The organism is Candidatus Cloacimonadaceae bacterium (assembly GCA_030693415.1).
In the GTDB taxonomy this organism is placed as follows: domain Bacteria; phylum Cloacimonadota; class Cloacimonadia; order Cloacimonadales; family Cloacimonadaceae; genus JAUYAR01.
The window spans coordinates 1-25,679 of sequence record JAUYAR010000022.1 but is presented as its reverse complement, the minus strand read 5'-3'; the positions used below and the strand labels follow the sequence as shown (position 1 = coordinate 25,679).

The following is a 25,679-nucleotide window of genomic DNA, read 5'->3' as shown; positions in this document are numbered from 1 at the left end:
CATGCATGAGCAATCGCTGATTGCCAATCTGAACATCTCCCAAATCTGTCAAGAAAATGTAAAATGGAAGCACTTAGACCACTTATTCTCCAAGTGCTCTGGTAAAGCAGCGTAGAATGGTGATGGTTTTTGAACAGTCTCTTCCACCAAATTGAGAGTTTTGCGAAAGAAAATAGTTGACAAGAAATCCGGTGTGGTTTTATTGTGGAATCAGTAGGCTGTTAAGTCCGCAATATCGTTGAAATATAGATTACTTGGGGCGAAGTCCTGCAAACAGGTCTTCAAGGAATCCGAGAAACAGTTTTTTTGGAATTAAGAATAGACAAGGAACTGGATGGTGTATGAAAGTATATCGCGTAACAGAAAAGAAGTGGACTGAATACGTAGCAGAGATTTTAAAGGAATTTAAAGTATTTGCTCCGGTTAAAAAAGAAAACTCGACAGACTTTGAAGAAATTACTGTCGAAAAAATCGGCAGTATCTATTATGAAGGCACCACTCCATCTACCCCGTTAAAGGCTTTTTTCTTTCCCGTTAAAGAAAATGTAGTAGCAACGGAGCAAAAACAGGCACGAGTTATTTTAGGAGTCTCCAATTGTGATTTAGCAGCGTTGGATTTGCTTGATAACATATATCTGGGCGGAGACTTTATGGATCATTGCTACAAAGAGAATCGTGACCATACAATAATTTTCGGGAAAGACTGTGATGACTTAAAAGAGACCTGTCACTGTACTTCTTATGGGCTCACACCCTATTGTGAAAAGAATTGTGATATCTCCATGTCTGTATCTGACGGGTATTGCTACTTATCGCCCCTGAGTGAAAAGGGAGAAACGTTTCTGGGGCAATTCAAAATCAACGATAACGAAGTATTTGATTGCTTGCCGGAAAAGGTGATTCAAAAGAGAACTGCAATGGCTGCCAATCTACAAAGTCAAAATATAAACATTCCGGATGAGAAAGCGAGCCGCAAGGGAATCGAAAAGGAAAACAAAGAACTATGGAAAAGGCATGCCTCTACTTGTGTCTCCTGTGGTGCATGCTCTATGATATGTCCTACATGTCATTGTTTTCTTCTGATTGATCTGAAGGATTTCGAAAAAGTAAAGAATTGGGATGCCTGCCAGTTTGCCGGCTTTTCACGTGTTGCTGCCGGTGAAGACCCGCTTATGAAGCTCTATGACCGGCTCAAATTTCGATACCTCTGCAAATTTGTGTACAAACCCGATATGTTCAATGCGCTTGCTTGCACAGGTTGTGGCAGGTGTATTGACGCATGCATCGGCAAGATAAATAAAAATGAAGTAATCGTGGAAGCGTGTGGGCAAGGATAATGCTATGCAGGAATTGAATATCTATAAGCCGATAAGAGCAAAGCTAATTAAAATAATTGATGAATCTCCCCTGATCAAGACTTTCGTTCTTGTTCCTGAAGTGGAGTTTTCCTTCAAAACAGGTCAATTTATAGAGGTTACGGTAGAAAATGTTGGTGAAGCGCCATTTACACCATCCTCTTCGCCATTGGAGACCAAACAACTTGAAATCACCGTCATGAAGGCAGGGTATGTGACGGATGCGATGCATAAAATGGAAGTTGGTCAATATATGGGAATCAGAGGACCTTACGGGCGCGGGTATCCTTTGGAAGCATTTTACGATAAAGAGGTTTTGATCGTGGGTGGCGGTTGTGGATTTGCACCGATCCGCTCACTTTTATACAACTTAAAAGCAATTTCCGATAAGCTGAGAAAAGTCACGCTCTGCTATGGTTCCAAGACCCCGGGAGACTGTATCTATAAACCATATATAACAGAACTGCGTGAAACGCCAAAGTTTGAAGTCTATCGCAGTGTGGATAAAACTGATGAAAGCTGGCAGGAAAAAGTGGGTGTCGTCACCGTCTTGCTTGATGAAATCGAGATTGATGTAGCGAATTCCGTGACGGTAGTTTGCGGGCCACCGATCATGATGAAATTCGCTACGAAGAAACTCTTGGAGATGGGCTACCCGGAAGATAAAATATATCTCTCAATGGAAAAGAATATGTCCTGTGGTGTTGGTAAGTGTGGTCATTGCGCTATGGGACATTATTTCGTCTGTAAAGATGGTCCTGTTTTTACTTACGATCAAATAAAAAACTCCCCTAATATCTGGATGTAAGAGCAGCTTATGAGTAAAAAGATTCTGATTGATTTAGCCAAGTTTCGGGAAACAGCAGTAAATGGTGTGTATAATTACGGTGAATGTACTTATGACTTTCATCCTAATAATATCGGCATGAAAGATATCGTTGAAGATGCAATGCTGAGATTGACCTGTCGGCGCTGTGAAGAAGCACCCTGCATCAATGTCTGTCCTGCGGAGGCTCTGGAGAAAGACGAAGAGAAGATACTCAAGCGAGCAACAAATCTCTGCATCGGTTGCCAGTCTTGCGTGGCAGCTTGTCCTTTTGGGACTCTTTCCAACCGAATAATCACCAATTTGAAATCAATATGTGATTTATGCGACTTTGGGGAGGATTCCCAACCGCTAAAATGTATGGAAACAGCCCCCAAGGGAGCGGTTGAATTCACCGAGGAAGAACCCAGCGAAGCAAAGCACATACATAGATTAAATGATAGAATACTGGTGAAAGAGTTCGTGTGGGAAGACCTGAAAAAAAATGACTAACATATAGTGATGTGGAGCACATAAGCTTATGGGTATCGAAATAGTATATTTTCTAATCTTCCCGGGATTGTTTTTTTCCGGGATAATTGGCGGTCTGATCAGTTGGGCTGATCGAAAAATCACTGCCAGAGTGCAGTTCCGGCAGGGACCGCCTATCTTTCAACCTCTTTATGATTTTGTCAAATTATTGTCGAAAGAGACCATTATCCCTCTGCATGGGTCTGTGACGACTTATATTCTGGCACCCGTATTTGCGCTATTTGGCGCAACTATTTCAGCAGTGTTTATCTTGCTGCCGGTTTTGGGTTTGGAAACAGGTTTTGCCGGAGATATCATCGTTATTATCTATCTACTGAACATTCCGTCATTTGCTTATATCATAGGAGCTTTAGCCTCAGGTAATCCTTTGGCGGCAGTTGGCGCATCAAGAGAGATGAAATTGATTCTGAGCTATGAAATGCCTTTTCTATTAGTTCTCATCTCGATAATAATCAAATCCGGTATGACGATCATTCTTTCTGAAATTATCGGTTATCAAACGGCAAATGGTGCTTTCATCGGCAGCCTTTCCGGGATCATCGGATTTATTACCGTTATGATGTGTATTCAGGCGAAAATGGGGTTGGTGCCTTTTGACATGGCAGAAGGTGAAGGGGAAATTTGTGATGGAATAACCATTGAATTTTCTGGCTCTATCTTAGCTTTTTTCAAACTGACCAGATACATAATGTTCTTTGCTCTTCCGGCTCTTGTTGCCGGTTTATTCTTCGCCGGTCTCTCCTTGAGCGGAATACATATACTGTGGTCAATATTAAAGGTTTTTGTCATCGTATTGTTGATTACTTTGATCCGCAACACGAATCCGCGGGTCAGGATTGATCAGGCAATGAGGTTTTTCTGGCTCTGGATGAATCTGTTTGCGATAATTAGTATAGTTTTAGCATTAATGGGAATTTAGGAGAAAAATTGGGTATCAAAGAGTTTTGTTTTAAAAAATCACTATGGGTTTTCCATTTAAGCGCCGGCTCATGCAACAACTGTGATATTGAAATACTGGATCTGTTGACGCCCCGATTCGATGTGGAAAGATTCGGGATGAAACTGGTTGGTAGCGTCAGACATGCAGATGTTCTGTTAGTTACGGGTATCGTCACGAAAAAGACAAGATCGCGGGTTTTGGAAATCTATGAACAGGCTCCCAAACCGATAATAGTGATTGCGATTGGAGCTTGTGCCTGCACCGGCGGCATATTTACTTCAGGATACAACTTTGCCGGGCCTCTTGATACAGTGATCCCTGTGGATGCCTATGTTCCCGGCTGCCCTCCCAAGCCTGAGGCGATGATAGCAGGTGTCATGAAGCTGCTATCCAAGCCGGCACCGGCAAATAATGAGGCGATAAGCTAATTTTAAGGATTAACAGATGAACATTGAGCAATACATCACTGACATACAGCAGCGGTTTCCGGAGATAATAAGCACCGAAGTTATCAATACCAAGCGTTTGATGGTTTATATACCAAAGAGTATTTTGCCAAAAATTACCGATCATTGGTTTAACAAATTGCAATATCGCTATATTGTCGTCTCGGCAATGGATTCAAAAGATGGGTATGAGCTAATTTATCACTATTCAGATGATGAAACGGGGTGGGTTATGAGCTTGAACGTGATGCTGGCGCATGACAACCCGGAAGTTGAATCAATGACCCCGATAGTATATGGTATTGAATGGATTGAGAGAGAAATAATGGATATTTTGGGGATAAAATTCCTTAACCATCCCAAACCGGAGCGTTTCCTGCTGGCTGAGTCCTGGCCTGACGGGGATTATCCTTATCGAAGAAAAATTAGGAAGGGGGATAGATAAAATGGGTAAAATAACTATAGTACCGATAGGCCCTTATCATCCTCTACTGGAAGAACCGGAGTTTTTCAAATTGTATTGTGACGGGGAAATCGTTGTCGATATGGAGTGGGAGACAGGCTACAATCATCGTGGAATTGAAAAGATTTGCGAATCAAAGACATTTGAACAGGTGTTTTATGTGGTAGAGAGAATATGTGGGATTTGTTCCACTTCACACCCCTTTGCCTATGCGAATGCTGTTGAAAGTATCGGCGGCGTTCAAATTCCGGTTAGAGCTAAATTGATCCGTTCGATTATCGGAGAATTGGAACGAATTCACAGCCATCTATTGTGGGTGGGGCTTGCCGGGCACTTCTTAGGCTATAATACCTTATTCATGTGGGCATGGAAGTATCGAGAACCTGTCCTGGATATGTTTGAAATCATCACCGGTAATCGGAACAGCTACGCCATGTTTACTATCGGCGGAGTAAGAAGAGATATCGATGAAACGAAGGCAGCTCAACTGCTGAAGGTTTTGGACGACGTAAAAACGAAAACAGATTTATTAGTGGGCGCAGTGATGGATGATCCGGTGATTCATGCCCGGCTCAAGGGTGTCGGGACCCTAACTGCGGAAGATATTCACGATTTTGGCGCGGTCGGTCCGACGGCACGTGCTTCCGGTGTGGATATCGATGTCCGGCGAGATGACCCTTATGCTGCTTATGACATGGTCAAATGGAAAGTTATTACCGCCAAAGAGGGTGATATTTTTGCCAAAGCTGAGGTGCGTTTACTGGAATTGTATGAGTCCATATCTATCATTCAGCAGTGTTTGCAGCTTATAAAAAAAGAAGGAGCCGGAGATATAAAAACAAAAGTCAAAGAAATACCACCCGGCATAGGAATTGGACGTGCCGAGGCGCCAAGAGGAGAAGTGTTCCATTTCGTGAAATCTGATGGCAGCAACAGTCCGGTTCGCCATAAGATTCTGGCTCCCAGCTATAATTGCATTACAACCTTTAGAAGATCATGTATCGGCGGAACCATTTCCGATGCAGCGATTGCCACGGCTGCCGTTGATCCTTGTTACTGCTGTACGGAACGTATGGTGCAGGTTTATGACTATAAATCAGGAAAACGGATAATGAATGCAGCAGACTTGATCAAACTCTCACAACAAAAAACCGACGAGTTAAGAACAAAGATTTTAGCAAAGGGGCAATGATGATGGACTTTCAATTGTTGATTATGATGCCGATTGCTATTGGCGTTGCTATATTAATTATTCCCGAATCACTGAAGATTATCAAAGGGCTTGTAGCTTTGATAGTTTCTGCTGCTACTCTCTATCTGGCCGTTTCAATTTTTAGACTTCCAGCCGGAGATGCAGCAGGCCTCTTTAGTATGCAAAGTATATTGCTGCCTGCGTTAGATAAATACTTTGTGCTAAATGTAGATGGATTAAGCAAACTAATTGTTTTATTCATCGGCGTATTTGGTTTTCTCTATGCCCTCTATTCTATATCATACCTAAATAAAAGCAGTGTATCCCCAAACACCGGGCAGACGCGAGTACCCTCAAATTACTACTCATATTATCTAATTACTTTAGGAGCCTCTTTCGGAGTGGCTCTGGCTGATAACCTGCTCCTTTTCGTTACTTTATGGGGATTACTGGGGTTGACGCTTTACAAATTAATCAAAGGGCACAACGAGGAGAGTTCTGCAACGGCAAAGAAGACCCTGGTGCTGATTGGAGCTTCTGATTCCATATTAATCATGGGAATTGGTTTGTTGTTCATTCGTTCAGGCTCTTTCAATATGTCCGAAATCAGCCTTGTCACAAACACAGCAATCACGAATATTGCTTTTCTATCGCTTCTGATAGCGAGTTTCACCAAAGCTGGAGTATTCCCGCTACACACCTGGATACCTGACTATGCCAAAGACGCTCCGGCTTCCTCGGCTGCTTTTCTGCCCGCTTCGCTGGATAAACTCTTGGGCATCTATTTTCTTGCCAGGATCTGTGGCGATCTGTTTCGCTTAACTTCGTGGGCTACTCTCCTGCTCCTTGTAATCGGATCGGTGACAATAATTGCAGCAGTAATGATGGCTCTTGTGCAGCATAACTACAAAAGGCTGCTTGGTTATCATGCGGTGTCCCAGGTTGGTTATATGGTAACCGGGTTAGCCTTGGGAACACCTCTGGGAATAGCAGCCGGATTGTTTCACATGGTGAATCATGCAATCTACAAAGGCGGGTTGTTTCTAACTTCCGGAAGCGTGGAAAAAAGAACAGGTAAAGAGGAGCTTGGCGAGCTTGGCGGCTTGAGTAAGTTCATGCCCTTAACCTTTATTTCGGCACTTATTTTTGCCCTTTCCATTTCCGGGCTTCCACCGTTGAATGGGTTTTATTCCAAATGGATGATTTATACCGGAATAATTGAATTCGGAAAAGGTAGCGGCATTGCCAATAAACTCTGGATAGTCTGGCTGACATTAGCTCTTATTGGCTCAGCGTTGACATTGGCGAGTTTTGTAAAGCTGATTTCAGGTATTTATCTCGGAAGAAGAAATGAACAGTTGGGTAAAATAAAGGAAGTTAGTTTCCTGATGTGGTTTCCGCAAATTATTCTGGCAGGATTATGCGTATTTTTTGGGGTTTTTGCTGCCAGATGGATAATCCCACTCCTGCTTGGGTTTACCCATGTAGGCGGTGCTGATACTTTTCCAGGCTTGTGGCCTGCACAATCAGTCTCTATAATGATCCTGATTTCGATTGTCATTGGGTTTATCATTTATTGGGTGGGAACGTTAAAAACCAGAAGGGTATCCGATAGTTTCATCGGAGGTGAGAAACTACAGGAAGAGCTGAGCTTTTCCCCGCTTGAGTTCTATAAGACAATAGGTACCATGAAACTGTTTAATTTCTGCTACGATAAAGCCAGGAAAAACTGGTTTGATGTCTATCATATCGGGAAAGGAATTGTCCTGGGGTTGAGCTCTATACTAAGCAGGTGTCACACAGGAATTCTCTCCACATACCTGATGTGGATGATATTCGGAGTGGCTCTGATGTTGATAATCTTAATTGTGTAAGGATGAGGTAATTATGGAAATATATTTGGTCATAATGCTGGTTCTAATGATATTAGGCTCGATTTATTCATTACATGCCAAAGATTTGCTCTCCGCCGTAATTTCCTACGGTATTGTCGGATTCGGGCTGGTAATCTCATTTTTGCTCTTATATGCACCCGATCTGGCGATAGTACAGGTTGTGATTGAGATCATAACTCTAATCATTATGATTGCAGTGATAACAAATGCAACTCATGAGGAAGAAAAAGTGGGATTCGGTTTCAGTCCTATTTTTTATGCGGCAACAGTCTTGATCTTTGCTACAGTATTCCTGCTAATTGTTTCTCGCTTTACAAATACATTAAACCACTTCGGCCAACATGTGACCCGAATGGCAGATATTTATATAGATTCAGCCGCAGAATCAGGAAGTGCAAATCTGGTTACCGGGATCATCTTACATTTCAGAGCTTACGACACTTTAGGTGAGGCGACAGTTCTGTTCACCGCTGTTATAGGAGTTCTCTCCATTTTACGGCATTCGGGCAAGAAGAAGGAGAGCTAATATGAAAGAAAACAACCTTAAATCTGCTCCGCTGGGTATGACAGTAATTGTGAAAACCATCTGTCAATTCATCGCGCCAACTATATTTCTCTTTGGAATATATGTTTCAGTCCATGGACATCTCTCGCCAGGTGGTGGTTTTACCGGAGGCGTCATTATGGCGAGTGCTTTTATATTTCAAATTCTGGCAGATGGAAGTGTCTTGGAGAAGTTAAGAAAAGAAAAATGGCGTCTGGAGTTATCAGAAAGCATCGCTATTTTCAGTTTCCTGATGTTAGCTGTAATTGGTTTGTTAGTCGCAGGCACAGCGGTATTTTTCGGAAACTTTCTTCGGGTGGGTAAATTAGGAGAGTTGATTAGCGGTGGATTTATCCCCATCGGGAATATTATCATTGGAATAGAAGTATGTGCCGCTATTTCTTCAATTTTTGTGGCATTACTTATTTACAAAGATGAGGAGTCGGAATGATTCTGTTTTTATTGTGTTTCATCCTTTTCATCATTGGTATGTCTGGAGTGATTTTGCAAAGGAACATGATTAAGATTATTATCGGCTTGGCGATAATGGAGTACAGCGTGATTTTGTTCTTAATCTTAATCGGTTATATAGACGGTGGGACGGTGCCGATAATATCAGAATCTTTTGAAAAAGGTCCCTTTGTTGACCCTTTACCACAGGCATTGGTTTTGACGGCAATAGTCATCGGATTGGCTACCAAGGCTTTGCTGCTTTCAGTAGCAATCCGGTTGTATAAGCATTACGGCACATTTGATATTAGAAAAATGAATAACCTCAAGGGATAAGACATGAGTTCAATGATTCCTCTGTATATTATTATTCCTCTCGGAATAGCTTTTTTAACGATTATTTTCGGGAGATGGTTGCAGTGTCTCGGTAAGTATTTGATAATTCCGGCGATGCTTTTCCTGACGGGATTGACATTTTATTTTGTATTGCAGGCTCCGCAAACCTTGGTTTACCGTGTGGGCGGTTTCGCAGATGTGCTCAAAATCCCTGCTGCAATTTTCTTAGTAGCAGACGGGCTTACCAATATCCTGCTGTTGATTATATCATTAGTAGGTCTGTTAGTGGCCTTATATTCTCTCAGCTACACAAAACAGTATTCGGGGGAAGAAAAGTTCTATGCCCTTTTCAGCTTGATGTTGGCTGGTATGTATGGAGTCGTTCTTGCCGGAGATATATTTAATCTTTATGTCTTTCTGGAAATTGCCTCTATCGCTTCTTATGCTTTGGTTGCTTTCGGTATAGAGAAAGAGCAGCTGGAGGCGACCTTTAAGTATCAAGTTTTAGGCGGAGTTTCATCTTTGATAATTTTAACAGCCATTGGTTTTATTTATTGGACAACCGGTACTTTAAACTTGGCTGATATAGCTACACAACTCCCGGATGCAAGTTCTTTTCAGATTTTTGTATCTGTTTTACTCATTGGCGGTTTCGGGCTAAAAGCAGCATTAGTTCCATTCCATTCCTGGCTACCTGATGCCCACTCTTCTGCACCATCACCGATATCGGCGATGTTGTCGGGAGTTCTGATTAAAGCTGTCGGAATCTATGTCATAATCCGGCTGTTTTTTAGTGTCTTCCAGATGAACTATGAGATTGCAATGACCATTACCGCACTGGGAACTCTCTCAATGATTGTTGGCGTTTTTCTGGCAGTTGGACAGTGGGATTTTAAACGGCTGTTAGCATATCACAGTATCAGTCAGATGGGCTATGTTGTTCTGGGCATCGGCATCGGAATGCTCGTATTGGCGACTGGCGGTAAAGAAAAGGTGGCAATACTGGCAATTACCGGAGGACTGTTCCATCTGCTCAATCACTCGATATTCAAGGCATTACTGTTTCTTAACGCCGGCTCCGTTGAATATAGAACAGGCACCCGAAACCTCAGGAAACTTGGTGGCTTGGCAAGTAAAATGCCCATAACCTCTGGGAGCACTTTTGTCGCCTCAATGGCTATTTCTGGGATACCCCCATTTAATGGTTTTTTCAGCAAAGTCGTGATTATATTCGCGGCGATCCAAGCCGGATATTATTGGTTAGCCTTCTCTGCGGTAGTTGTCAGCATTATTACCCTGGCATCCTTCACCAAAGTTCTGAAGTATGCTTTTTATGGTGAATTGCCGGCAAAATATGAGAATACCAAGGAATCTCCTTTTAGTATGTCTTTATCAATGACTCTGCTGGCTTTATTATGTCTGGTTATGAGTTTACTGATTATTCCCGGGGTCAGAGCTGTCTTTTTGCAGCCTGCAGTTGACGTATTATTGGAAACAACTAAATACTCGACAAAAGTGATAGGGCTATAAGTATGAAGTACATCACACTGTTTATCAGTATGTTTTTCTTGTGGATGTTGCTCACTTTCAATTTGGGTGTGTATAACATTATTATTGGATTGGCGTCAGCTTTTATTGTCACGCTTTTGTTTGGTAACCGGTTTTTGAGAGACTGGAGAAAGTTCTACAATCCACTGCGCTATATCTGGGCGCTTGTTTATCTAATTGTCCTCATCTGGGAATGCATTAGAGCAAACTTCGATGTAGCATACCGGGTTCTCAGCCCAAGAATGCCGATAAAACCCGGTATTGTCAAGATTAGAAGCAGCCTTAAAACCGATATTGCCAAGACCTTTCTGGCAAATTCAATAACAATGACTCCGGGGACGATCACGGTTGATGTTATAGATGATGATTTCTATGTACACTGGATTTATGTAAGCAGCCAAGACCCGGCTGTTTATACGAGAAAGATCATCGGACGTTTTGAAAAGATATTAAAGGAAGTATTTGAATAATGATTGAAGTATTATTATATATCCTGATGGGTTTGAACTTCCTCTGTTTTATACGGGTTCTGTACGGACCGACAATGGCGGATAGGATGGTGGCTATCGATATTTTCGGTATTTTAGTGGTCGGAATCTGTGCACTTCTGGTTATTAAAACGGGGAGATTATTCCTGATTGATGTTGCGATTGCCTGGATAATTCTTAGTTTCATCGGCACTATTGCCCTGGCAAAGTACTTAACAAGGAAGAAGTTAGATGAATAGCATAAGTATTGTTCTCTTAATCGTTGGGATTACTTTCGATTTGTTCGGATGCATAGGTTTGCTCCGGCTCCCCGATATTTATAATCGCCTTCAGTCAGCAACCAAATGTGTGACCTTAGGTACTTGCAGTATTTTGCTGGCTCTATTTCTGCATTATGGGTTTACCGGAGTCGGGATTAAAGCCCTGATTGCCATTCCATTGCTGTTTTTTGCTTCTACCGTGGGAGCGCATGCACTGATCAGAGGATCATATAAGTTTGGTTTAAAACTGACAGATAAAACAGTTATTGACGATTACAAGGAAGCCGATAAATGAAATATCCGAAGTTGCGCGAGCTAAAAGAAGCTATCATCTCCTTATTTTCCAAGCCTTATACAACACAATTTCCAGGAGGTGATTTCAAGCCATTTGCCGGTTATCGGGGAAAACCGGTAGTAGATGAAGATCACTGTGTTGGTTGTGAAACTTGTGCGAATGTATGTCCTCCCAATGCAATCGTTTATGTTGATGACACGGAAACCGGTATCCGCACAATAACCCGTGATTATGGACAGTGCATTTTTTGTGGTCAGTGCGAGGAACATTGCATTACCGGAAAAGGGGTAAAGCTCTCTGATGAATTATATGATTTGGCGTGTACAGATAGAACGGAAGTAGTCGAAAAGCAAGAAAGAGAACTGCTCATCTGTGATAACTGTCAAGCTGTTATTACTACAAAAGACCACATGAGGTTTATTCACGAGAAACTGGGTCCTCTGGCTTATTCTTCAATTTTGAATCTAAACATATTGAACGAAAGATTAAAGTTGTCTGGTACCAGAGATACCGGGGTAAAGATTAAAGACGAACTCAAACGAAAAGACTCATTTAGTGTGCTCTGCCCGAATTGTAACCGACAATTACAAGTAAAAACTCTTGAATAGAGCCATATTTCATCATAAACATCTTCTTAAAAGAAGCGCGATAGTGGTATTTTTAAATATAGGTTTCCAAGCGGAGCAGTATGGAGAATATCTTTTTACCTCTATTAGATCAAACTAAACTGATTTTATTTGTGGGCATCGGTAATCGGTTAAAGAGTGATGATGCCATTGGTATCTATATCTGCGAAGAAATCAAGCAAGTTGGTCGTAAACAGGTTTTAATCGTGGAAAGCGGTATCGAGAAATATGTAGGGAAAATCAACACCTTATCACCAGACATTCTTGTACTGGTGGATTGCACGGACTTTAATAGAGAGCCAGGTTTTTTCAATCTGTTTCCTGTTGATGAAACGCGGGATAATACGCTTCATACCCACACTATTTCTTTGCTCAGAATCTCGGAGTTTTTTATGATGAAGACATTCATACTGGGAATTCAACCTCAATTCACCGGTTTTGGGGAAGAGATTTCCCCGATAGTGATACAGCGTGCGAAGCAAATCCTCACTTTTCTCAATGAAATGGCGTAAGCTAAATCATCGTGGCTTCGTATTTGGATCGAGAAACAAAAATTAGTGTTTAGCATCAAGATTAACGGGATTGTGCAAGGAGTAGGCTTTCGACCGTTTGTTTACAACCTCGCCGATCAGCTTAAGCTGAAAGGGTATGTCTTGAATTCCAATGAAGGTGTGGAAATCGAAGTCGAGGGCACACATAGGAATCTGGAAATATTTGTAGAATCAATAAATAAACATCATCCTATTGCTGCCAGAATTGATAGATTTGATCTTGAAAACCTTCCTGATATTGGCTATAAAGACTTTGAAATTCGGCAAAGCAGCAAAAAAGCCGGCTCAACTTTTATCTCTCCCGATTTGCGAATGTGTCATGACTGTATTAGCGAACATGCTAACCCTGAGAACAAAAGGTACAACTATCCTTTTATCAATTGCACCAATTGCGGACCGAGATATTCAATAATCGAACATACACCATACGACAGACCCTTTACTTCGATGAAAGATTTTATTATGTGCAGTTATTGCCGGAATGAATTCGGAGACCCATCGAACAGAAGATTTCATGCTCAACCCATTGCCTGTCCCGACTGTGGACCAGAGCTGAGTTTCTTGGATGGCAAGCTGCAAAAAATCCCCGGAGACCCGATAATAAACTGCCGGGAGGAACTGAAAAAAGGGAAAATTGTAGGGATAAAAGGGATTGGCGGCTTTCATATTGCCTGTGATGCAACTAATGAAGATGCTGTTATGGAACTGAGAAGACGTAAAAACAGACCGGCTAAACCCTTTGCTGTTATGTGTAATAGTGACTACTTGAGCCTAATTGTGGAATCCACGGCTTCAATGCTACGGTTATTGAAGTCTCCCCAAGCACCGATAATTATTCTTCCGAAGGCAAAAACAAATCCAATAGTCGATTCTGTCGCCCCTCATAATAGTAATCTCGGTGTTTTTCTACCTTATGCACCACACCATCTCCAGCTTTTCAGTAGTGTGGAATCGCCAAACCTTATTTACCTCGTCATGACTTCCGGCAATGTTAATGATGAGCCGATAGCAAAAAATGAGGAAGAGCTATGCGGATTATGTGATTTTTTTTTGACGCACAACCGCCCAATCCTGAACAGATGCGATGATTCGATTGTCCTCCCATCCGCGATAGATACCATCCTCGTTAGGCGTTCACGCGGCTATGTGCCTTCACCATTAAAATTACCTTTCAAAACCATCCCCACCCTTGGTACTGGAGCAGAGTTGAAAATCTCATTTTGCCTAACAGATAATGATTTGCTCTATTTATCACCATATATCGGTAATAATAACAGTAAGGCAACGGAAGATTTTTTTACTGAGACTCTACATAAGTATCAAGATTGGTTCAGGGTAAAACCCGAGTTGGTTGGATGCGATTTGCACCCAGATTATCTTACAACCCGTTTTGCTCAGGGCATCAATCTCCCCTTGATTAAGATTCAGCATCATCATGCTCATATAGCTGCGGTTATGGCAGAGAATAAGTTAGACGAGCCGGTAATTGGCATTTCTTATGACGGAACAGGTTATGGTGATGATGGTGCAATTTGGGGAGGTGAAGTTTTCACAGCGGATTACTCAGGTTATGAGAGGAGATATCATCTCAATTATCTACCTTTACCGGGAGGTGATTCCGCTGTAGTTCATCCGGTCAGAATTGCCTATGCTTACCTTGAGTCAAACGGAATTGATTGTGAATTTCTCAAGGGAATCTCGCCTTTGGAAAGAAAAGTTATCAAACAGCAAATCGACAATAACTTCAATCTCCATCAAACTTCAAGTATGGGTAGGCTTTTTGACTGTGTGAGTGCTATGCTCGGACTGGTTTCACAAATTACATTCGAAGCGCAATCGGCGCTAACACTTGAACAACTATGCAATAAATCCTCTATTTCTGATGTTCATCCTTATCCCTATCAGCTTGTTGATCAGGAGATAAACATCATTTCATTGATCAAGGCAGTGAGACAAGATATAGTAAATGGTGCATCCATCAACCTGGTTGCCCTGAAATTTCATAAAACAATCATCGAATTCACGCTGAGTGCAGTACTTGAGGTAAACCGTGAAACGGCTCTTGACAAAGTTGTTCTGTCGGGCGGCGTTATGCAGAACATGGTTCTATTTGAAGGCTTGGTTAATAGACTGCGAAAAAAGAACTTTGCGGTGTACTATTCTTCCATGCTGCCTGCTAATGATGGGGCAATTGCTGTGGGGCAGGCTCTAATCGCAAACAGATCAATAAAATAAGGAAGCTATAATATGTGTTTGGCAATTCCCGGCAGAGTAGTAAGAAGGACGGATAACAATATGGGTTTGGTCGATTTAGGCGGCGTAACAAAAGAAATATCGCTAATTTTCCTGCCGGATGTAGTGGCGGGCGACTGGATTATTCTTCATACCGGTTTTGCTCTTGAACGCATCTCTGAAGAAGACGCCATGGAAACCATCTCCCTCCTGCAAGAAGCATTCGGACAAGAAAAGACGTGCCTCAGCTTATGAATCTCAAATACTATCGTGCTCCTGATCTGATAAAGCGAGTTTTGAAGGAAATACATGAATATCGGCAGCCGGTTACATTCATGGAGGTTTGTGGAAGCCACACGATGGCAATTGGACATTGGGGCTTACGCAAATTGTTGCCGGAAAACATCAGGTTAATCTCTGGTCCCGGATGTCCTGTTTGTGTGACCCCCGCTTCTGTGATTGATGAACTGATAAAGCTAAAAGACATAACAATTGCAACCTTCGGAGATTTGATTCGCGTACCAGGTTCTGATCAGACTCTCGAACATGCCCGTGCGCTGGGAGCTGATATAAGAACGGTCTATTCTCCTCTGGAAGCTCTGGAATTATCCCAAAAACGTGAAACCGTCTTTGTTGGTATCGGGTTTGAAACCACAATACCCGGCATTGCTTATACAATACTGGAAGCCGGCAGGCAGAATCAAGATAATTTTTCTGTGTTGCCGCTTTTCAAGCTCATACCACCCGCTTTGAATGCTCTCTTGATTGATGACGAAGTGGAAATCGACGGATTTATCTTACCAGGCCATGTAAGCGCGGTTATCGGAACACAAGCCTATGATTTCATCCCGCAGAAATTCGGCATCGGCGGAGTAGTCACCGGATTTGAACCACTGGATATCGTTCTGGGAATCAAAAAAATGATTGAGCAGATAAATAAACCGCAAATTATTAATGAATACAGCAGGATAGTGACCACAGAAGGTAACATGGCGGCAAAAGCAACAATATCAGAAGTTTTTTCCATTGGCAATGCAGTTTGGAGAGGATTGGGAGAGATTCCTGATTCCGGACTTGATATTCGGACAGAGTATTCGCAATTTGATGCTCTCAGAAAGTATGATATACAAATTACCAACATTGAAGGAAACACCGCATGTCGCTGCAGTAGCGTATTGAAAGGAAAAATAATGCCTTTTGACTGCCCGCTGTTTGCAGAGATTTGTACTCCAAATAATCCTGTCGGTCCCTGTATGGTCTCTTCGGAAGGTAGTTGTGCCGCATATTACAAGTATGAAAAATGATATAATAACACTCGGATACGGCAGTGGCGCAGCCTTAACCCGCCAGTTGATTAGAGAAGTTTTTGTTAGTAAGTTTCGGCTTCCAACCCTCGATGACGCCGCGTGTATTGATAACCATTTGACCGTTACCACCGATGCCTATGTTGTCAATCCACTTTTCTTTCCCGGTGGTGATATCGGTAAGCTTTCCATTACCGGAACAGTTAATGATTTGAGTATGAACGGCAGTGTGCCGGCATATCTTGTGGCAAGTTTTATTCTCGAAGAAGGCTTCAGTATAAATCTGCTAAAACGTATTGTAGATTCTATGCAAAAGACAGCCGAGGAAGCTGGTGTTCAAATCATCGCCGGTGATACAAAGGTGGTTGAAAAAGGGAAGTGTGACGGTGTTTACATCACGACTACCGGAATTGGTTTTTTACCTGAAGGGATTGATCTTAACGTAAAGAACATTAAAGCTGGTGATAGAATAGTTGTCAATGGTAGTTTGGGAGACCATGCCGTGGCAATTATCAATGCCCGCCAGAAATTGGGCTTAGACCCTGCTCCCATAAGTGACTGTGCTCCCTTACGGGAAGTTATCGAGATTTTGTTAAACACCACCAAGTTGAGATTTGCCCGAGATGCCACCAGGGGAGGTGTTGCCACTATCCTTAATGAAATATATGAAGATACCGGATTGGGAGTGATCTTAGACGAAACGTCTCTCCCAATCAAGGATTCAACCACTGTGCTGTGCGGGCTCTTAGGTTTGGACCCTCTCTATTTGGCAAATGAGGGCAAATTGGTTGCGGTGGTTTCGGAAGCAAACGATGACATGCTCATACAGTTGAAAGCGCATAGATATGGTCAGGATTCAGCAATCATCGGCGAAGTCACAAAAGATGTGAACGGCGTATATCTTCGTACTGCTCTGGGAAGTTTGAGACCTTTGTTGATGTTAGCCTCAGATCCGCTTCCCAGAATTTGTTGAGCTATTATATGGGTCAGAGGTGGCAATGCACGAAGGAGCCATAGTAAAATCATTACTCGAAATCGCCAATCAGTACTTTTTGGAAGCTGATTTAACGGAAGTGACTAAGGTAAACGTTATAATTGGTAAATTCCATCACATCGTCAATGAAGTTTTGCAGATGCATTTTGATTTGATGAAAAAGGACACTGCCGGTTTTGAACAGGCAATTCTTGAAATTGAGGAAAGAGATTTGGTAATAAAATGTAGAAAGTGCGATAAAACCACAAATATCAGTGAGATATGCTTTTCCTGTCCTGATTGCGATTCAATTGATACGGAGTTGATTCAAGGAAATGAATTGCATATTGCCTCTATCGAGGGCACTGAAGATACATAAGTGAAACCAGTTTTTCGATGAAATTAGATGCAACTACTTAGTCCGGTCTATTAAAAAAGGATGAAACCATGAATCACAAAGAAATCAAGATCATGCAACAAATATTGAATTTCAACGATCGTATTGCCAATGAAATTCGTAGCGAAATGGGCAAGAAAGGAATTGTGTACATCAATTTAATGAGCTCTCCGGGCTCCGGCAAAACCAGATTGCTGGAAAAAACAGCCGAGACACTTAAAGAGCACATTTTCGTTATCGAGGGAGATATCCATACAACTTTGGATGCTGAACGGTTAGCTAAGGCAGGGATTGGCGTGTATCAAATCAATACCGGACCATTTGGTGGCGACTGCCATTTGGAAGCTGGATGGATACGTTCCGCTCTCGAAGAAATTGATCTGGAAAATATGAAGTATCTATTTGTTGAAAATATAGGAAATCTCGTGTGCCCTGCCGAGTTTGACATAGGTGCCCATGTAAATGTCGTAGTTTTGAGCGTAGCGGAAGGTGAAGATAAACCACTCAAATACCCCTTGGCATTTCGCAATTCACAACTGTGCCTGATAGCAAAAACAGATTTGCTCCCCTATCTTGACCTTGACCTGGATACAATGAAAGCTAACATGAAAAAAATCAATCCCCATATCAAGATCATAGAATTATCGTCAAACACCGGCCAAGGTTTCGCAGCTTGGTTGGACTTTTTAACCGGATACAAGATTTAAAGGCAGCTTTTGATGTTATTGTCTATCATAAGCTTGCGGACATATATCTCGTCTGGTGCTCGCTTCGCAAAAGTGTGGCTAACTATTTGCTGACATCATCATGGCGGTCAGAGAGATCATGGTTCGAAAAATGATATTGACAAGAAATCAATCGTGGTTTTATTGTGAATCCGGTTGGATTGTATCGCTACAACAACCTGAAAGTATAGATTTTGTGAAACGAATATCCATATAATGGATCTTCAAAAAACGTGAGAAACAATGAGTTGAAATCTACACCAACAAGTGGGTCTCAACATATTCGGTTGTCCCACCGACAATAATAAGTGTTGAACTCAAACAAAAATGAGGAGACGTTATGAACAAAGAGCTACAAGAAGTATTCCAAGTCAGAGGCAATGCGATCTATTCGGTTACCGATGATACCACAATTAAAAATGCAGTTGACAAAATGAATATCCATAACATCGGAGCCTTGATGGTGCTTACTGAAAATGGTGAAGTTGCCGGCATTTTATCCGAACGTGATGTAATGATAAAGCTTGCTGCAACTGATGGACTCGTGGGTCATTTACTTGTGAAAGAGATTATGACCAAGAGAGAAAACCTAATTGTTATTGAGGGAGATGAAACAGTTGCTGAAATCATGGGGATTATGACCTCCAAAAAGATCAGACATCTTCCGATTGTTGACACTAAGGGTGTTTTGCAAGGTGTCATATCGATGAGAGATGTTTTTTCAATTCTCTTAAAGGACGCAAACCAAGATATTAAAGACATGAAAAACTATGTGATGAGCAATTATCCTTTGTAATAACCCCTAATGGATTTTTCACTTCAGCAGCAATGGCATGCCGCAGGTTGCCCGTAGTGCAGCATGCCGATGCTGCTTGGTGCACACATGCCTTTTGCGACATTGAATGCTTGACGAGACATTAGTTGAAAATGAGCATTTTATCGATGGACATAGCTTGATGGCTATCAGTCAAAAGCTTGATATGGTCTGTTTGAGAGATACTATTTCAGCAGCAGCACTTTCTTGAGGATATCCTTTTCACCGGGGCTTTTGATGCGGATGAAATAGATGCCGGAGGCGCAGGTTTTTCCGCCGGTGTCTTTGCCGTTCCAGCGATATTGGAGGTCGCCGCCATGCTCTGCCTGATGGCTCTTCACAAGCTGTCCACGTTGGTTATGGATGCTCAGTTCAATCCTGCCCGCCGGGGCGTTCTTCAGATCAATGGAAAGTCCCTCGGAGCGCGTGGGTGAGAAAGGATTGGGATAGACGGATAACTGACGCGGTTTCTGGACGTTATCATCATTGGAGACCGGGGTCAGGAAGATGGAGTTTGAGGGATAGCTTTCGTTTTCTCCATCGGTGGCGGTCACATGGATCACATAAAAGGTGTGCAAATCCAGCTCATCAAGATAGATGGAGCATTGGCTGAAGGGAATTTCGGCATAAACTGCATAATTGAGATAAACGCGATAGTGCGTCCAGGTGTTTCCCCACTCATCCAGCGCCGGTGCCTGCCAAAAAAACGTGACTATCCTGGGGTTTAATAGCTCATAAGTGGGGTCATAGCTCAGATAGCTGGGTCCCTGTGGAGCAAAGACGGGAGTGTATCTCCAGCTCAATCCCGCTTCGAGGATGAAATCCGCAACCGGTCCTGTGATCTCCTCTTTTCTATGCAGAAAGCCGCTCGGCGCATGGGTGAAGAGCAGTTGCAGATTCAGCGAGGTCATGGTCTGGCTGATGATGTTGTCCTGATAGTCCTTTTGCACATACCAGGTTCTTGCGCCCTGATGGCAATCCACCAATTGATGGTAATCGATCTGCGTAAGCTGCTGCATTCCTGTGTGATCGATGATCTCGGTGCGAGTCCAGCTATCGGCATGGTTGAGGTTGGAGATCTTGTTCCAGATCGTTCCCGGCGGCAGGTTAAAGACAAACGTTTCAGCACCCAGCAAGCGTTCATGCTTCTTGAGATAGAGATAATCCCCCTGTTGATAGAGCCAGTTCACGCTATCGAAATGATAGACGAAGAAGCCCTTCATCACCGGATAGAGCATGCGCCCGTCTTCGAAAACGGGAGTGCCGACGCGTTCATATCGATGCGGCTGGGCGTCGTCAAATTGGATTTGTCCGATATTAATCACCGCCCCCGGCTCGGCAATAAAGACAGTAGGCTGATCAAAGCCCCCCGCGATGCCATAGACCGATGATCCGTTCGCGACAGTGGTAGCCGTGATCACGGCATAAAACTGTCCCTGATAATCAGTCTGAAACTGGAAGGGTTCTCCTTCGGAAAGCGGCAAAACGTCCATGATGTATCCCTCTGAAACATTGATCAGTTGCAGTTGCGGATTCTGCAGAACGTGCTGCCCCAGATAGAGATAGGATCCCGATATCTGAGCCGGAGGGGTGATGCTTAGCCAGGGGTCAAAATCCACCGTCGGCAGCGCCGGACTGTCAGCATGATCGTTGATTCCAGCCGCGACCTGAATCGGATCGTTCGTGCCCCAATAGTTGTTTTCCGCCTTGATCACATTGGCGCTATTGGGATAGGCGGCACAAAAGACGGTGTGCAGGTCGCCGACGGCGTCGATATTGTCAAAGATCCTGTTTCCGCCCTGCGCCCAGGCGTGGTAGATGGAAAGGTCTCCCAAGACGGGCATGGCGTTGTTGGTCACATAGAAACCGGTGTAGTTTCCATAGATATCGTTGTCCTCAAAATATGGCTGCGTCGTCGCGCCGCTCACCATCACTCCCGCGCCGGAATTCATGTCTCCGGTGATGAAGTTGTGCCGGATGACGTTGTTATCCACATAACCGGAGGCATTGAGCAGATAGATTCCGGTGAGGTTATATTCGATCAGATTTGCCTGGATTAATGGCTGGATGGCGTTGGTTCCCGTGATGTCCCAGGCTGTGATGCCCTGCTTAAAGTTATGATGAATGTGATTGTCCGTGATCTCCGGACTACAGGAGCCACCGGCGGATTGATTGGCAAGCTGGATCGCACCTCGGTATTGGGTGCCGGTGCCGTTGAAACGAATCTCGTTTTGCAGAATGAGCGAATTGCTGTTTTGAGTGACGAGGATGCCGTTTTCAATGCTGCGTTCGATGATGCAATGATGTATGGTCACCTGAGCCGGATTGGCACTGCCGATCCCATATAGCTGCAAGCCCTTGCGGTTCAGGCTGAAACGGGAATACTGGATCAGGGCGGGGGAATTGATCGAATTGATGCCATATTCCGCCTTCTCGATATAGCAATAGGCAAAGCTGCTCTGCTGAGTCGTGTTTTCCAGCCTGATACTATTCCAAAGTGTGTTTGGATCCGCCATGCCGCTGATAAAGCGAATGCTGTCCGCTGGTGTGCCTACTGCCGCGATAGTTCCTTGTGCGGTAATGCGATAGATTCCCATCAACTGCACGATCACGCCCGGTTGGATGATGAGGCTGCCGCCGGAGGGAACCGTGATATCTCCGATCACCTGATAGGGGTTATTTTGCGGATCCCAGATGCCGGATTGGCTGCCGCTCACTTCAATTGCGAAGGCACCAAGGGCAAGACTAAATAGACATGCGATCAGAAAGGCTTTCATAAGAGAGCTCCAAATTTGACGGCTTTCGCCTGTTTTGTTTGATAATCAAGCTTGTTCATACCGTATATTTTAAGCATAACCTGTTCCAACGGCGTGGGTTTTTTAATGTGCCGTGAATCTCCCTCAAGGAAAGGTTATCTTCCACGTATCTTTGAAATAGATCGGAAAACCAAGGCAAAAAAACAGCGGAAGATAGCACTAAAATGCCTCTTCCGCTGAATCTAAACGGACGCTTATTCGGAAATCGCCACGACCGGACAGGTGCCGATGCAAGCTCCGCAATCAATGCAGGTGTCTTCATCGACCACAGCCTTGCCATCTTCCATCAAAAGTGCGCTCACAAGGCATATATCCACGCATGCGCCGCAACCGATACAGGCTTCTTTATCAATAGTGACTGACATATTACTACTCCCTTGTCTTAGTTTTGCGCTATTCTTTATCAGGTATTAGATTAGTCAAGGGAAAAAATCCGCCACGGATTTCGAAGAATTCAATCGATCCAAAAAATCGGTAAATAGAGAAGGAAAGCCGAGACGTTCGGAAAACTGAAAAAGAGGCGATTCAGACCGAGCACGCACTTTTCCGCCACTTTGGCAAAACACCTTTTCACCAAAAAAAGGGGAGAGCCGCAGCTCTCCCGGGTTTGATCCATTCGCAGAATCATTTTTGAGGTTTCTCCATGCGGCTTAGCACCAGATCCAACACCATCAGCACCACCAGCTCAAAGAACGCCTGCTCGTTGTCCTCGCTGATCAAGGGGATGTTCACCACCCGATTGATCTTCGTCGCCAATTCCCTTGCCATGATACGCATCGTTTGGTTATCCATCATCGCTCTCCAGTTCATGGCTTAGATCAGGTTGATCAGGTCGTTATAGACACTGACGCGGGCAAGGAGTCCGTTGTCGATGGCATCCGCAAGCGTGGCGATCTTGTCGCCTCCGGTCTCGATGTCCTCGATAGTCAGAGCACTCAGATCAAGTTGAGGATCCTCGCTCTTTGACCAGGCATGCATCATCTTCAGGAAGATGGCATAAGCCGTGGGGGGAAGCTGGTTCTTGGGAGTGTTCTGCTTTCCATTGCGCTGTGCATAGACCTTCAGATCATCCTTGTAAAGATCGCTCACCTCACGGTAAATCGTCGCCAGGTTCTTGGCAATTTTGCCCATGTTCACGTTGTTGTCGGTCAGACGAGGAATTACCCTTTTTCTGCCGATGCAGACCATTCCGTTGCGATAGCTGCCGTAGGTCATGTCATCCAAAGTTCCCGAATAGGTCGAGATGCCGTACTTGAATTTGACTTTCATTGCAAAAGTCCTCCGTAGGGTTAATTTTTTTTGATCGCCTGGTTTCGCGTCTCCGCTATCCAAAAAAAAAACCGGCTGCGAAAAACAAGCTCTCATATATATATGGGTGACGTTCCCGATTTTGGGAATTTCGCGAATGGCGGGCACGTCTATTAAGTCATGCTAAATACCACACTTAAACTATCTCGCATTTCCTCCGAATCGGAGATTAATACTTACAACTATTCCGGTTTTGTATCTTTATGATCACTAAACTTTTCAGGTTCCGATGATCCCTCTTTTCTTATCCTTTACTTGCATTGACGTCCCTTGGATTGCGTCTATAAATGATTTATCGCAACAACTTACACAGCTTTTTCCATAGACGCTCGTTTTTACTGATATACATTGTAGCTTATATTTACTGCTTGACATTATTCCTGCTCTTTGTTTTGTTGTCCCAGCCTAATTATTATTGGAGGTTAAATTATGTCAAAGCTAAGACTTGACAATGCGGCGAGCGCGACAACCCGTGAAAACTCAAACGTAATCATCGAAAAGGCGCTGCGCCATCTGAACCGGGCGCAGGCAAGGATGGAATCCAAGGACGAATTGATGCGGCTCCTGATCAGTAATGCGTCCTTGGAAGGCGCGCGTCTCATCTCGTTTCTGGCATCGCACCCCGGCTGTTCATATCTGCCGGAAGATATTGTGTGGGCATTGGATTCCCGCGGCATGGCATCGCTTCCCCACACCGAAAACAATATCCCCCGCGAGTTGCCCATCCCGCATACCGATGCCAAAACCCTGCGCGACGTCAATCGACGCCTGCTGAAGCTCTCAGGCTTGCGAAGCATGCGTCTGGCGGTGGAGCAGGATACCCTTTGCGTCGATGCCGAGATCGCATTTCTAAAGAACTATCTGCAAGAATGCACCCGTCCCGGGGGCATCATCAAAATGATCCAATTCACCGACCGCAGATGCTATCATCGCTTGCATGCCGCCATCAAGCGTTTCGTGACCAAGATTCGCTCCAGCCATCCTCATTGCCACGCGCTCATCAAGTCCCACCTGAATATGGGCAGAGTCTTTGTGTGGAAAGGTGGAAAGGTATGCCCGTAGCGCAGCATGCCGATGCTGCGAAGGTGGAAGGGTGGAAGGGTGGAAGAGATGAGAGATGAGAGATGAGAGATGCCACCCGCTCACTTTACCCCCTAGCTATCCGATCTTGTCGCTAAAAATCCACAGTTTTTGGTATTTTTTCTCATTATTGAAAAAAACAACTTGACAGATTGCTTGGGTTGATTATCTTGTCGGTAGCCTACAGACCCTACATAGAATGCCCTCCGAACTGAGGGGATGCCGCCCGGCATTCCCCTCAGTGTTTTTTTTACCTGAAATATCGAGACTGTTCAGTCCCCGCATCAGAAACTTCTTGCGGGATGATAAGGATGAGCTGGGCACAAAGCGGATTTGGGATATAGTTAGCTCCCGGGAGAGCATTATCAAGATGATTACTGCTACCGAGATGGATAGACCGGCAGCGGAGAGTTTGTCATCGGTTTTTTCTGAGCGCTACCCCATTGATAAGTCAATTCCGGATATAAATATGAAGCGTAAGCAGATGATCGGCTATATGATCAAAGTAGTAATGGAGATGTTTGGCTACCAAGTCTATCAGCGGCGGATGCAGATATCACTGGCAAATCAATACAAGAATGAAGAGCGGAGCAGGAACTACTTTGCCACTGCGTCCCGGTACAAGAAAATCGGCAAGAAAGAAATCAAACTATATCTGAGCGAAACAGCCGACCCCAATTGCCGGGCAGTATTTGAACAACTGATAACCATGATTAAAGACTGTAAAACCGATTACCAGAAACGGTATGCACTTGATCGACACACTACCTGGGAAACATTGATATCAAAATGAATCATAAGGAGTGGAAATAATGTATCTTGATGGAACAGAAGCAGCCATGGACAAAGAGTCTGAACAAGAGTATTGGATTTTAGGAAGGAATAATGAGTTTTGTGCACCTACATACGCACAGTGAGTATAGTTGGCTGGATGGAGCCTGCTGCATCAAGCATTTGGTGATCAGAGCTTCGTGTCGCCGACGGGGACGTCGGCGCTCCATGAGCAGGCGCTCCATGATATGGAATTACCGACGTCCCCGTCGGTTCATGCCCGCCGGATCGGTTACAGATTTGTGGGTTGACTACAGATTTGTGGGTTGACTACAGATTTGTGGATGGTTTATGAAATTGGTGGACATGTCAGGTTTATCGCTATTTTCGCATAGGGATAGAGCTTCGTGTCGCCGACGGGGACGTCGGCGTTCCATGATATGGAATTACCGACGTCCCCGTCGGTTCTTGCCCGCAGGATCGGTTACAGATTTGTGGGTTGACTACAGATTT

Annotated in this window: 30 protein-coding genes; 26 read left to right on the top strand and 4 right to left on the bottom strand. The window is 43.8% G+C overall.

From position 1 onward, the window contains the following. Nucleotides 1-341: 341 nt before the first annotated feature. From Q8M98_01575 to Q8M98_01460, 24 genes are all read left to right on the top strand, one after another. Nucleotides 342-1,337, top strand: a complete 996-nt coding sequence (locus tag Q8M98_01575; protein MDP3113442.1) for a 4Fe-4S dicluster domain-containing protein — start codon at nt 342-344, stop codon at nt 1,335-1,337. A 4-nt stretch (nt 1,338-1,341) separates the two neighbouring features. Continuing rightward, nucleotides 1,342-2,163 (top strand): FAD/NAD(P)-binding protein, encoded by an 822-nt coding sequence (locus Q8M98_01570; protein ID MDP3113441.1) that lies wholly within the window; start codon nt 1,342-1,344, stop codon nt 2,161-2,163. A 9-nt stretch (nt 2,164-2,172) separates the two neighbouring features. Continuing rightward, nucleotides 2,173-2,673, top strand: coding sequence for a 4Fe-4S dicluster domain-containing protein (locus tag Q8M98_01565; GenBank protein ID MDP3113440.1), 501 nt, complete (start codon nt 2,173-2,175; stop codon nt 2,671-2,673). Nucleotides 2,674-2,701: 28 nt separating this feature from the next. Then, nucleotides 2,702-3,631 (top strand): NADH-quinone oxidoreductase subunit H, encoded by a 930-nt coding sequence (locus tag Q8M98_01560; protein ID MDP3113439.1) that lies wholly within the window; start codon nt 2,702-2,704, stop codon nt 3,629-3,631. Between the two features lie 8 nt (nt 3,632-3,639). Next, a complete protein-coding gene (locus Q8M98_01555) occupies nt 3,640-4,080 on the top strand; it encodes an NADH-quinone oxidoreductase subunit B family protein (GenBank protein ID MDP3113438.1) in 441 nt (146 codons plus the stop codon). A 16-nt stretch (nt 4,081-4,096) separates the two neighbouring features. After that, nucleotides 4,097-4,543 carry an NADH-quinone oxidoreductase subunit C gene (locus tag Q8M98_01550; protein MDP3113437.1) on the top strand — a complete coding sequence of 149 codons (447 nt, stop codon included), beginning with the start codon at nt 4,097-4,099 and terminating at the stop codon, nt 4,541-4,543. Nucleotide 4,544: 1 nt separating this feature from the next. After that, on the top strand, nt 4,545-5,753 hold the full coding sequence (locus Q8M98_01545) for a nickel-dependent hydrogenase large subunit (protein ID MDP3113436.1): 1,209 nt from the start codon (nt 4,545-4,547) through the stop codon (nt 5,751-5,753). After that, entirely contained in the window at nt 5,753-7,627 is a 1,875-nt protein-coding gene (locus Q8M98_01540) for a proton-conducting transporter membrane subunit (protein ID MDP3113435.1), read from the top strand. The genes Q8M98_01545 and Q8M98_01540 overlap by 1 nt, the downstream gene beginning before the upstream one ends. Before the next feature lie 13 nt (nt 7,628-7,640). Further along, the gene (locus tag Q8M98_01535) at nt 7,641-8,174 is read left to right on the top strand and encodes a DUF4040 domain-containing protein (GenBank protein ID MDP3113434.1); all 534 of its coding nucleotides are present in this window, start codon (nt 7,641-7,643) and stop codon (nt 8,172-8,174) included. A gap of 1 nt (nt 8,175) precedes the next feature. Next, nucleotides 8,176-8,643, top strand: coding sequence for an MnhB domain-containing protein (locus tag Q8M98_01530; protein MDP3113433.1), 468 nt, complete (start codon nt 8,176-8,178; stop codon nt 8,641-8,643). Further along, complete coding sequence (locus Q8M98_01525) at nt 8,640-8,978, top strand: sodium:proton antiporter (GenBank protein MDP3113432.1); 339 nt, start codon at nt 8,640-8,642, stop codon at nt 8,976-8,978. The genes Q8M98_01530 and Q8M98_01525 overlap by 4 nt, the downstream gene beginning before the upstream one ends. A 3-nt stretch (nt 8,979-8,981) precedes the next feature. Further along, entirely contained in the window at nt 8,982-10,508 is a 1,527-nt protein-coding gene (locus Q8M98_01520) for a proton-conducting transporter membrane subunit (GenBank protein ID MDP3113431.1), read from the top strand. Between the two features lie 2 nt (nt 10,509-10,510). Next, nucleotides 10,511-10,996 (top strand): Na+/H+ antiporter subunit E, encoded by a 486-nt coding sequence (locus tag Q8M98_01515; protein MDP3113430.1) that lies wholly within the window; start codon nt 10,511-10,513, stop codon nt 10,994-10,996. Beyond that, the gene (locus Q8M98_01510) at nt 10,996-11,253 is read left to right on the top strand and encodes a monovalent cation/H+ antiporter complex subunit F (protein MDP3113429.1); all 258 of its coding nucleotides are present in this window, start codon (nt 10,996-10,998) and stop codon (nt 11,251-11,253) included. The genes Q8M98_01515 and Q8M98_01510 overlap by 1 nt, the downstream gene beginning before the upstream one ends. Further along, the gene (mnhG, locus tag Q8M98_01505; protein MDP3113428.1) at nt 11,246-11,569 is read left to right on the top strand and encodes a monovalent cation/H(+) antiporter subunit G; all 324 of its coding nucleotides are present in this window, start codon (nt 11,246-11,248) and stop codon (nt 11,567-11,569) included. Before Q8M98_01510 ends, mnhG begins: the two co-directional genes overlap by 8 nt. Beyond that, nucleotides 11,566-12,177: a 4Fe-4S binding protein gene (locus Q8M98_01500; GenBank protein MDP3113427.1), complete on the top strand. Its 612-nt coding sequence runs from the start codon at nt 11,566-11,568 to the stop codon at nt 12,175-12,177. Before mnhG ends, Q8M98_01500 begins: the two co-directional genes overlap by 4 nt. 80 nt (nt 12,178-12,257) lie before the next feature. After that, nucleotides 12,258-12,707 (top strand): hydrogenase maturation protease, encoded by a 450-nt coding sequence (locus Q8M98_01495; GenBank protein MDP3113426.1) that lies wholly within the window; start codon nt 12,258-12,260, stop codon nt 12,705-12,707. A 45-nt stretch (nt 12,708-12,752) separates the two neighbouring features. Next, entirely contained in the window at nt 12,753-14,981 is a 2,229-nt protein-coding gene (gene hypF, locus Q8M98_01490; protein ID MDP3113425.1) for a carbamoyltransferase HypF, read from the top strand. A gap of 12 nt (nt 14,982-14,993) precedes the next feature. Beyond that, entirely contained in the window at nt 14,994-15,233 is a 240-nt protein-coding gene (locus Q8M98_01485; protein MDP3113424.1) for a HypC/HybG/HupF family hydrogenase formation chaperone, read from the top strand. Continuing rightward, nucleotides 15,230-16,282, top strand: coding sequence for a hydrogenase formation protein HypD (gene hypD / locus Q8M98_01480; protein MDP3113423.1), 1,053 nt, complete (start codon nt 15,230-15,232; stop codon nt 16,280-16,282). The genes Q8M98_01485 and hypD overlap by 4 nt, the downstream gene beginning before the upstream one ends. After that, on the top strand, nt 16,272-17,255 hold the full coding sequence (hypE, locus tag Q8M98_01475; protein ID MDP3113422.1) for a hydrogenase expression/formation protein HypE: 984 nt from the start codon (nt 16,272-16,274) through the stop codon (nt 17,253-17,255). The genes hypD and hypE overlap by 11 nt, the downstream gene beginning before the upstream one ends. A 25-nt stretch (nt 17,256-17,280) precedes the next feature. After that, on the top strand, nt 17,281-17,634 hold the full coding sequence (locus Q8M98_01470) for a hydrogenase maturation nickel metallochaperone HypA (GenBank protein MDP3113421.1): 354 nt from the start codon (nt 17,281-17,283) through the stop codon (nt 17,632-17,634). 68 nt (nt 17,635-17,702) lie between these two features. Continuing rightward, the gene (hypB, locus tag Q8M98_01465; protein MDP3113420.1) at nt 17,703-18,359 is read left to right on the top strand and encodes a hydrogenase nickel incorporation protein HypB; all 657 of its coding nucleotides are present in this window, start codon (nt 17,703-17,705) and stop codon (nt 18,357-18,359) included. A gap of 358 nt (nt 18,360-18,717) precedes the next feature. Then, complete coding sequence (locus Q8M98_01460; GenBank protein MDP3113419.1) at nt 18,718-19,173, top strand: CBS domain-containing protein; 456 nt, start codon at nt 18,718-18,720, stop codon at nt 19,171-19,173. A gap of 203 nt (nt 19,174-19,376) precedes the next feature. Here the strand turns inward: Q8M98_01460 and Q8M98_01455 are convergent, their stop codons facing one another. The 4 genes from Q8M98_01455 to Q8M98_01440 form a co-directional block, all read right to left on the bottom strand. Then, nucleotides 19,377-21,968, bottom strand: a complete 2,592-nt coding sequence (locus Q8M98_01455) for a right-handed parallel beta-helix repeat-containing protein (GenBank protein ID MDP3113418.1) — start codon at nt 21,966-21,968, stop codon at nt 19,377-19,379. 233 nt (nt 21,969-22,201) lie between these two features. Next, the gene (locus tag Q8M98_01450) at nt 22,202-22,372 is read right to left on the bottom strand and encodes a 4Fe-4S binding protein (protein MDP3113417.1); all 171 of its coding nucleotides are present in this window, start codon (nt 22,370-22,372) and stop codon (nt 22,202-22,204) included. A 259-nt stretch (nt 22,373-22,631) separates the two neighbouring features. Continuing rightward, complete coding sequence (locus Q8M98_01445; GenBank protein ID MDP3113416.1) at nt 22,632-22,799, bottom strand: hypothetical protein; 168 nt, start codon at nt 22,797-22,799, stop codon at nt 22,632-22,634. A gap of 21 nt (nt 22,800-22,820) precedes the next feature. Beyond that, entirely contained in the window at nt 22,821-23,276 is a 456-nt protein-coding gene (locus tag Q8M98_01440; protein ID MDP3113415.1) for a hypothetical protein, read from the bottom strand. A gap of 468 nt (nt 23,277-23,744) precedes the next feature. Here Q8M98_01440 and Q8M98_01435 point away from each other — a divergent pair, with 468 nt between their 5' ends. After that, nucleotides 23,745-24,377 (top strand): hypothetical protein, encoded by a 633-nt coding sequence (locus Q8M98_01435; protein MDP3113414.1) that lies wholly within the window; start codon nt 23,745-23,747, stop codon nt 24,375-24,377. Nucleotides 24,378-24,864: 487 nt separating this feature from the next. Further along, the gene (locus Q8M98_01430; protein MDP3113413.1) at nt 24,865-25,188 is read left to right on the top strand and encodes a hypothetical protein; all 324 of its coding nucleotides are present in this window, start codon (nt 24,865-24,867) and stop codon (nt 25,186-25,188) included. The last annotated feature ends 491 nt before the right edge of the window (nt 25,189-25,679 follow it).

What these genes read in the sequence shown, in the direction of transcription:
- Q8M98_01510 (MDP3113429.1), top strand. Translation starts at nt 10,996, where the DNA reads ATGATTGAAGTATTATTATATATCCTGATGGGTTTGAACTTCCTCTGT.
- hypE (MDP3113422.1), top strand. Translation starts at nt 16,272, where the DNA reads ATGAAAAATGATATAATAACACTCGGATACGGCAGTGGCGCAGCCTTA.
- Q8M98_01515 (MDP3113430.1), top strand. Translation starts at nt 10,511, where the DNA reads ATGAAGTACATCACACTGTTTATCAGTATGTTTTTCTTGTGGATGTTG.
- hypB (MDP3113420.1), top strand. Translation starts at nt 17,703, where the DNA reads ATGAATCACAAAGAAATCAAGATCATGCAACAAATATTGAATTTCAAC.
- Q8M98_01530 (MDP3113433.1), top strand. Translation starts at nt 8,176, where the DNA reads ATGAAAGAAAACAACCTTAAATCTGCTCCGCTGGGTATGACAGTAATT.
- Q8M98_01540 (MDP3113435.1), top strand. Translation starts at nt 5,753, where the DNA reads ATGATGGACTTTCAATTGTTGATTATGATGCCGATTGCTATTGGCGTT.
- hypD (MDP3113423.1), top strand. Translation starts at nt 15,230, where the DNA reads ATGAATCTCAAATACTATCGTGCTCCTGATCTGATAAAGCGAGTTTTG.
- Q8M98_01435 (MDP3113414.1), top strand. Translation starts at nt 23,745, where the DNA reads ATGTCAAAGCTAAGACTTGACAATGCGGCGAGCGCGACAACCCGTGAA.
- Q8M98_01445 (MDP3113416.1), bottom strand. Translation starts at nt 22,799, where the DNA reads ATGGATAACCAAACGATGCGTATCATGGCAAGGGAATTGGCGACGAAG.
- Q8M98_01545 (MDP3113436.1), top strand. Translation starts at nt 4,545, where the DNA reads ATGGGTAAAATAACTATAGTACCGATAGGCCCTTATCATCCTCTACTG.
- Q8M98_01575 (MDP3113442.1), top strand. Translation starts at nt 342, where the DNA reads ATGAAAGTATATCGCGTAACAGAAAAGAAGTGGACTGAATACGTAGCA.
- Q8M98_01485 (MDP3113424.1), top strand. Translation starts at nt 14,994, where the DNA reads ATGTGTTTGGCAATTCCCGGCAGAGTAGTAAGAAGGACGGATAACAAT.
- Q8M98_01440 (MDP3113415.1), bottom strand. Translation starts at nt 23,276, where the DNA reads ATGAAAGTCAAATTCAAGTACGGCATCTCGACCTATTCGGGAACTTTG.
- Q8M98_01525 (MDP3113432.1), top strand. Translation starts at nt 8,640, where the DNA reads ATGATTCTGTTTTTATTGTGTTTCATCCTTTTCATCATTGGTATGTCT.
- Q8M98_01430 (MDP3113413.1), top strand. Translation starts at nt 24,865, where the DNA reads ATGAAGCGTAAGCAGATGATCGGCTATATGATCAAAGTAGTAATGGAG.
- Q8M98_01535 (MDP3113434.1), top strand. Translation starts at nt 7,641, where the DNA reads ATGGAAATATATTTGGTCATAATGCTGGTTCTAATGATATTAGGCTCG.
- Q8M98_01455 (MDP3113418.1), bottom strand. Translation starts at nt 21,968, where the DNA reads ATGAAAGCCTTTCTGATCGCATGTCTATTTAGTCTTGCCCTTGGTGCC.
- mnhG (MDP3113428.1), top strand. Translation starts at nt 11,246, where the DNA reads ATGAATAGCATAAGTATTGTTCTCTTAATCGTTGGGATTACTTTCGAT.
- Q8M98_01495 (MDP3113426.1), top strand. Translation starts at nt 12,258, where the DNA reads ATGGAGAATATCTTTTTACCTCTATTAGATCAAACTAAACTGATTTTA.
- Q8M98_01550 (MDP3113437.1), top strand. Translation starts at nt 4,097, where the DNA reads ATGAACATTGAGCAATACATCACTGACATACAGCAGCGGTTTCCGGAG.
- Q8M98_01500 (MDP3113427.1), top strand. Translation starts at nt 11,566, where the DNA reads ATGAAATATCCGAAGTTGCGCGAGCTAAAAGAAGCTATCATCTCCTTA.
- Q8M98_01570 (MDP3113441.1), top strand. Translation starts at nt 1,342, where the DNA reads ATGCAGGAATTGAATATCTATAAGCCGATAAGAGCAAAGCTAATTAAA.
- Q8M98_01560 (MDP3113439.1), top strand. Translation starts at nt 2,702, where the DNA reads ATGGGTATCGAAATAGTATATTTTCTAATCTTCCCGGGATTGTTTTTT.
- Q8M98_01565 (MDP3113440.1), top strand. Translation starts at nt 2,173, where the DNA reads ATGAGTAAAAAGATTCTGATTGATTTAGCCAAGTTTCGGGAAACAGCA.
- Q8M98_01450 (MDP3113417.1), bottom strand. Translation starts at nt 22,372, where the DNA reads ATGTCAGTCACTATTGATAAAGAAGCCTGTATCGGTTGCGGCGCATGC.
- Q8M98_01460 (MDP3113419.1), top strand. Translation starts at nt 18,718, where the DNA reads ATGAACAAAGAGCTACAAGAAGTATTCCAAGTCAGAGGCAATGCGATC.
- Q8M98_01520 (MDP3113431.1), top strand. Translation starts at nt 8,982, where the DNA reads ATGAGTTCAATGATTCCTCTGTATATTATTATTCCTCTCGGAATAGCT.
- Q8M98_01470 (MDP3113421.1), top strand. Translation starts at nt 17,281, where the DNA reads ATGCACGAAGGAGCCATAGTAAAATCATTACTCGAAATCGCCAATCAG.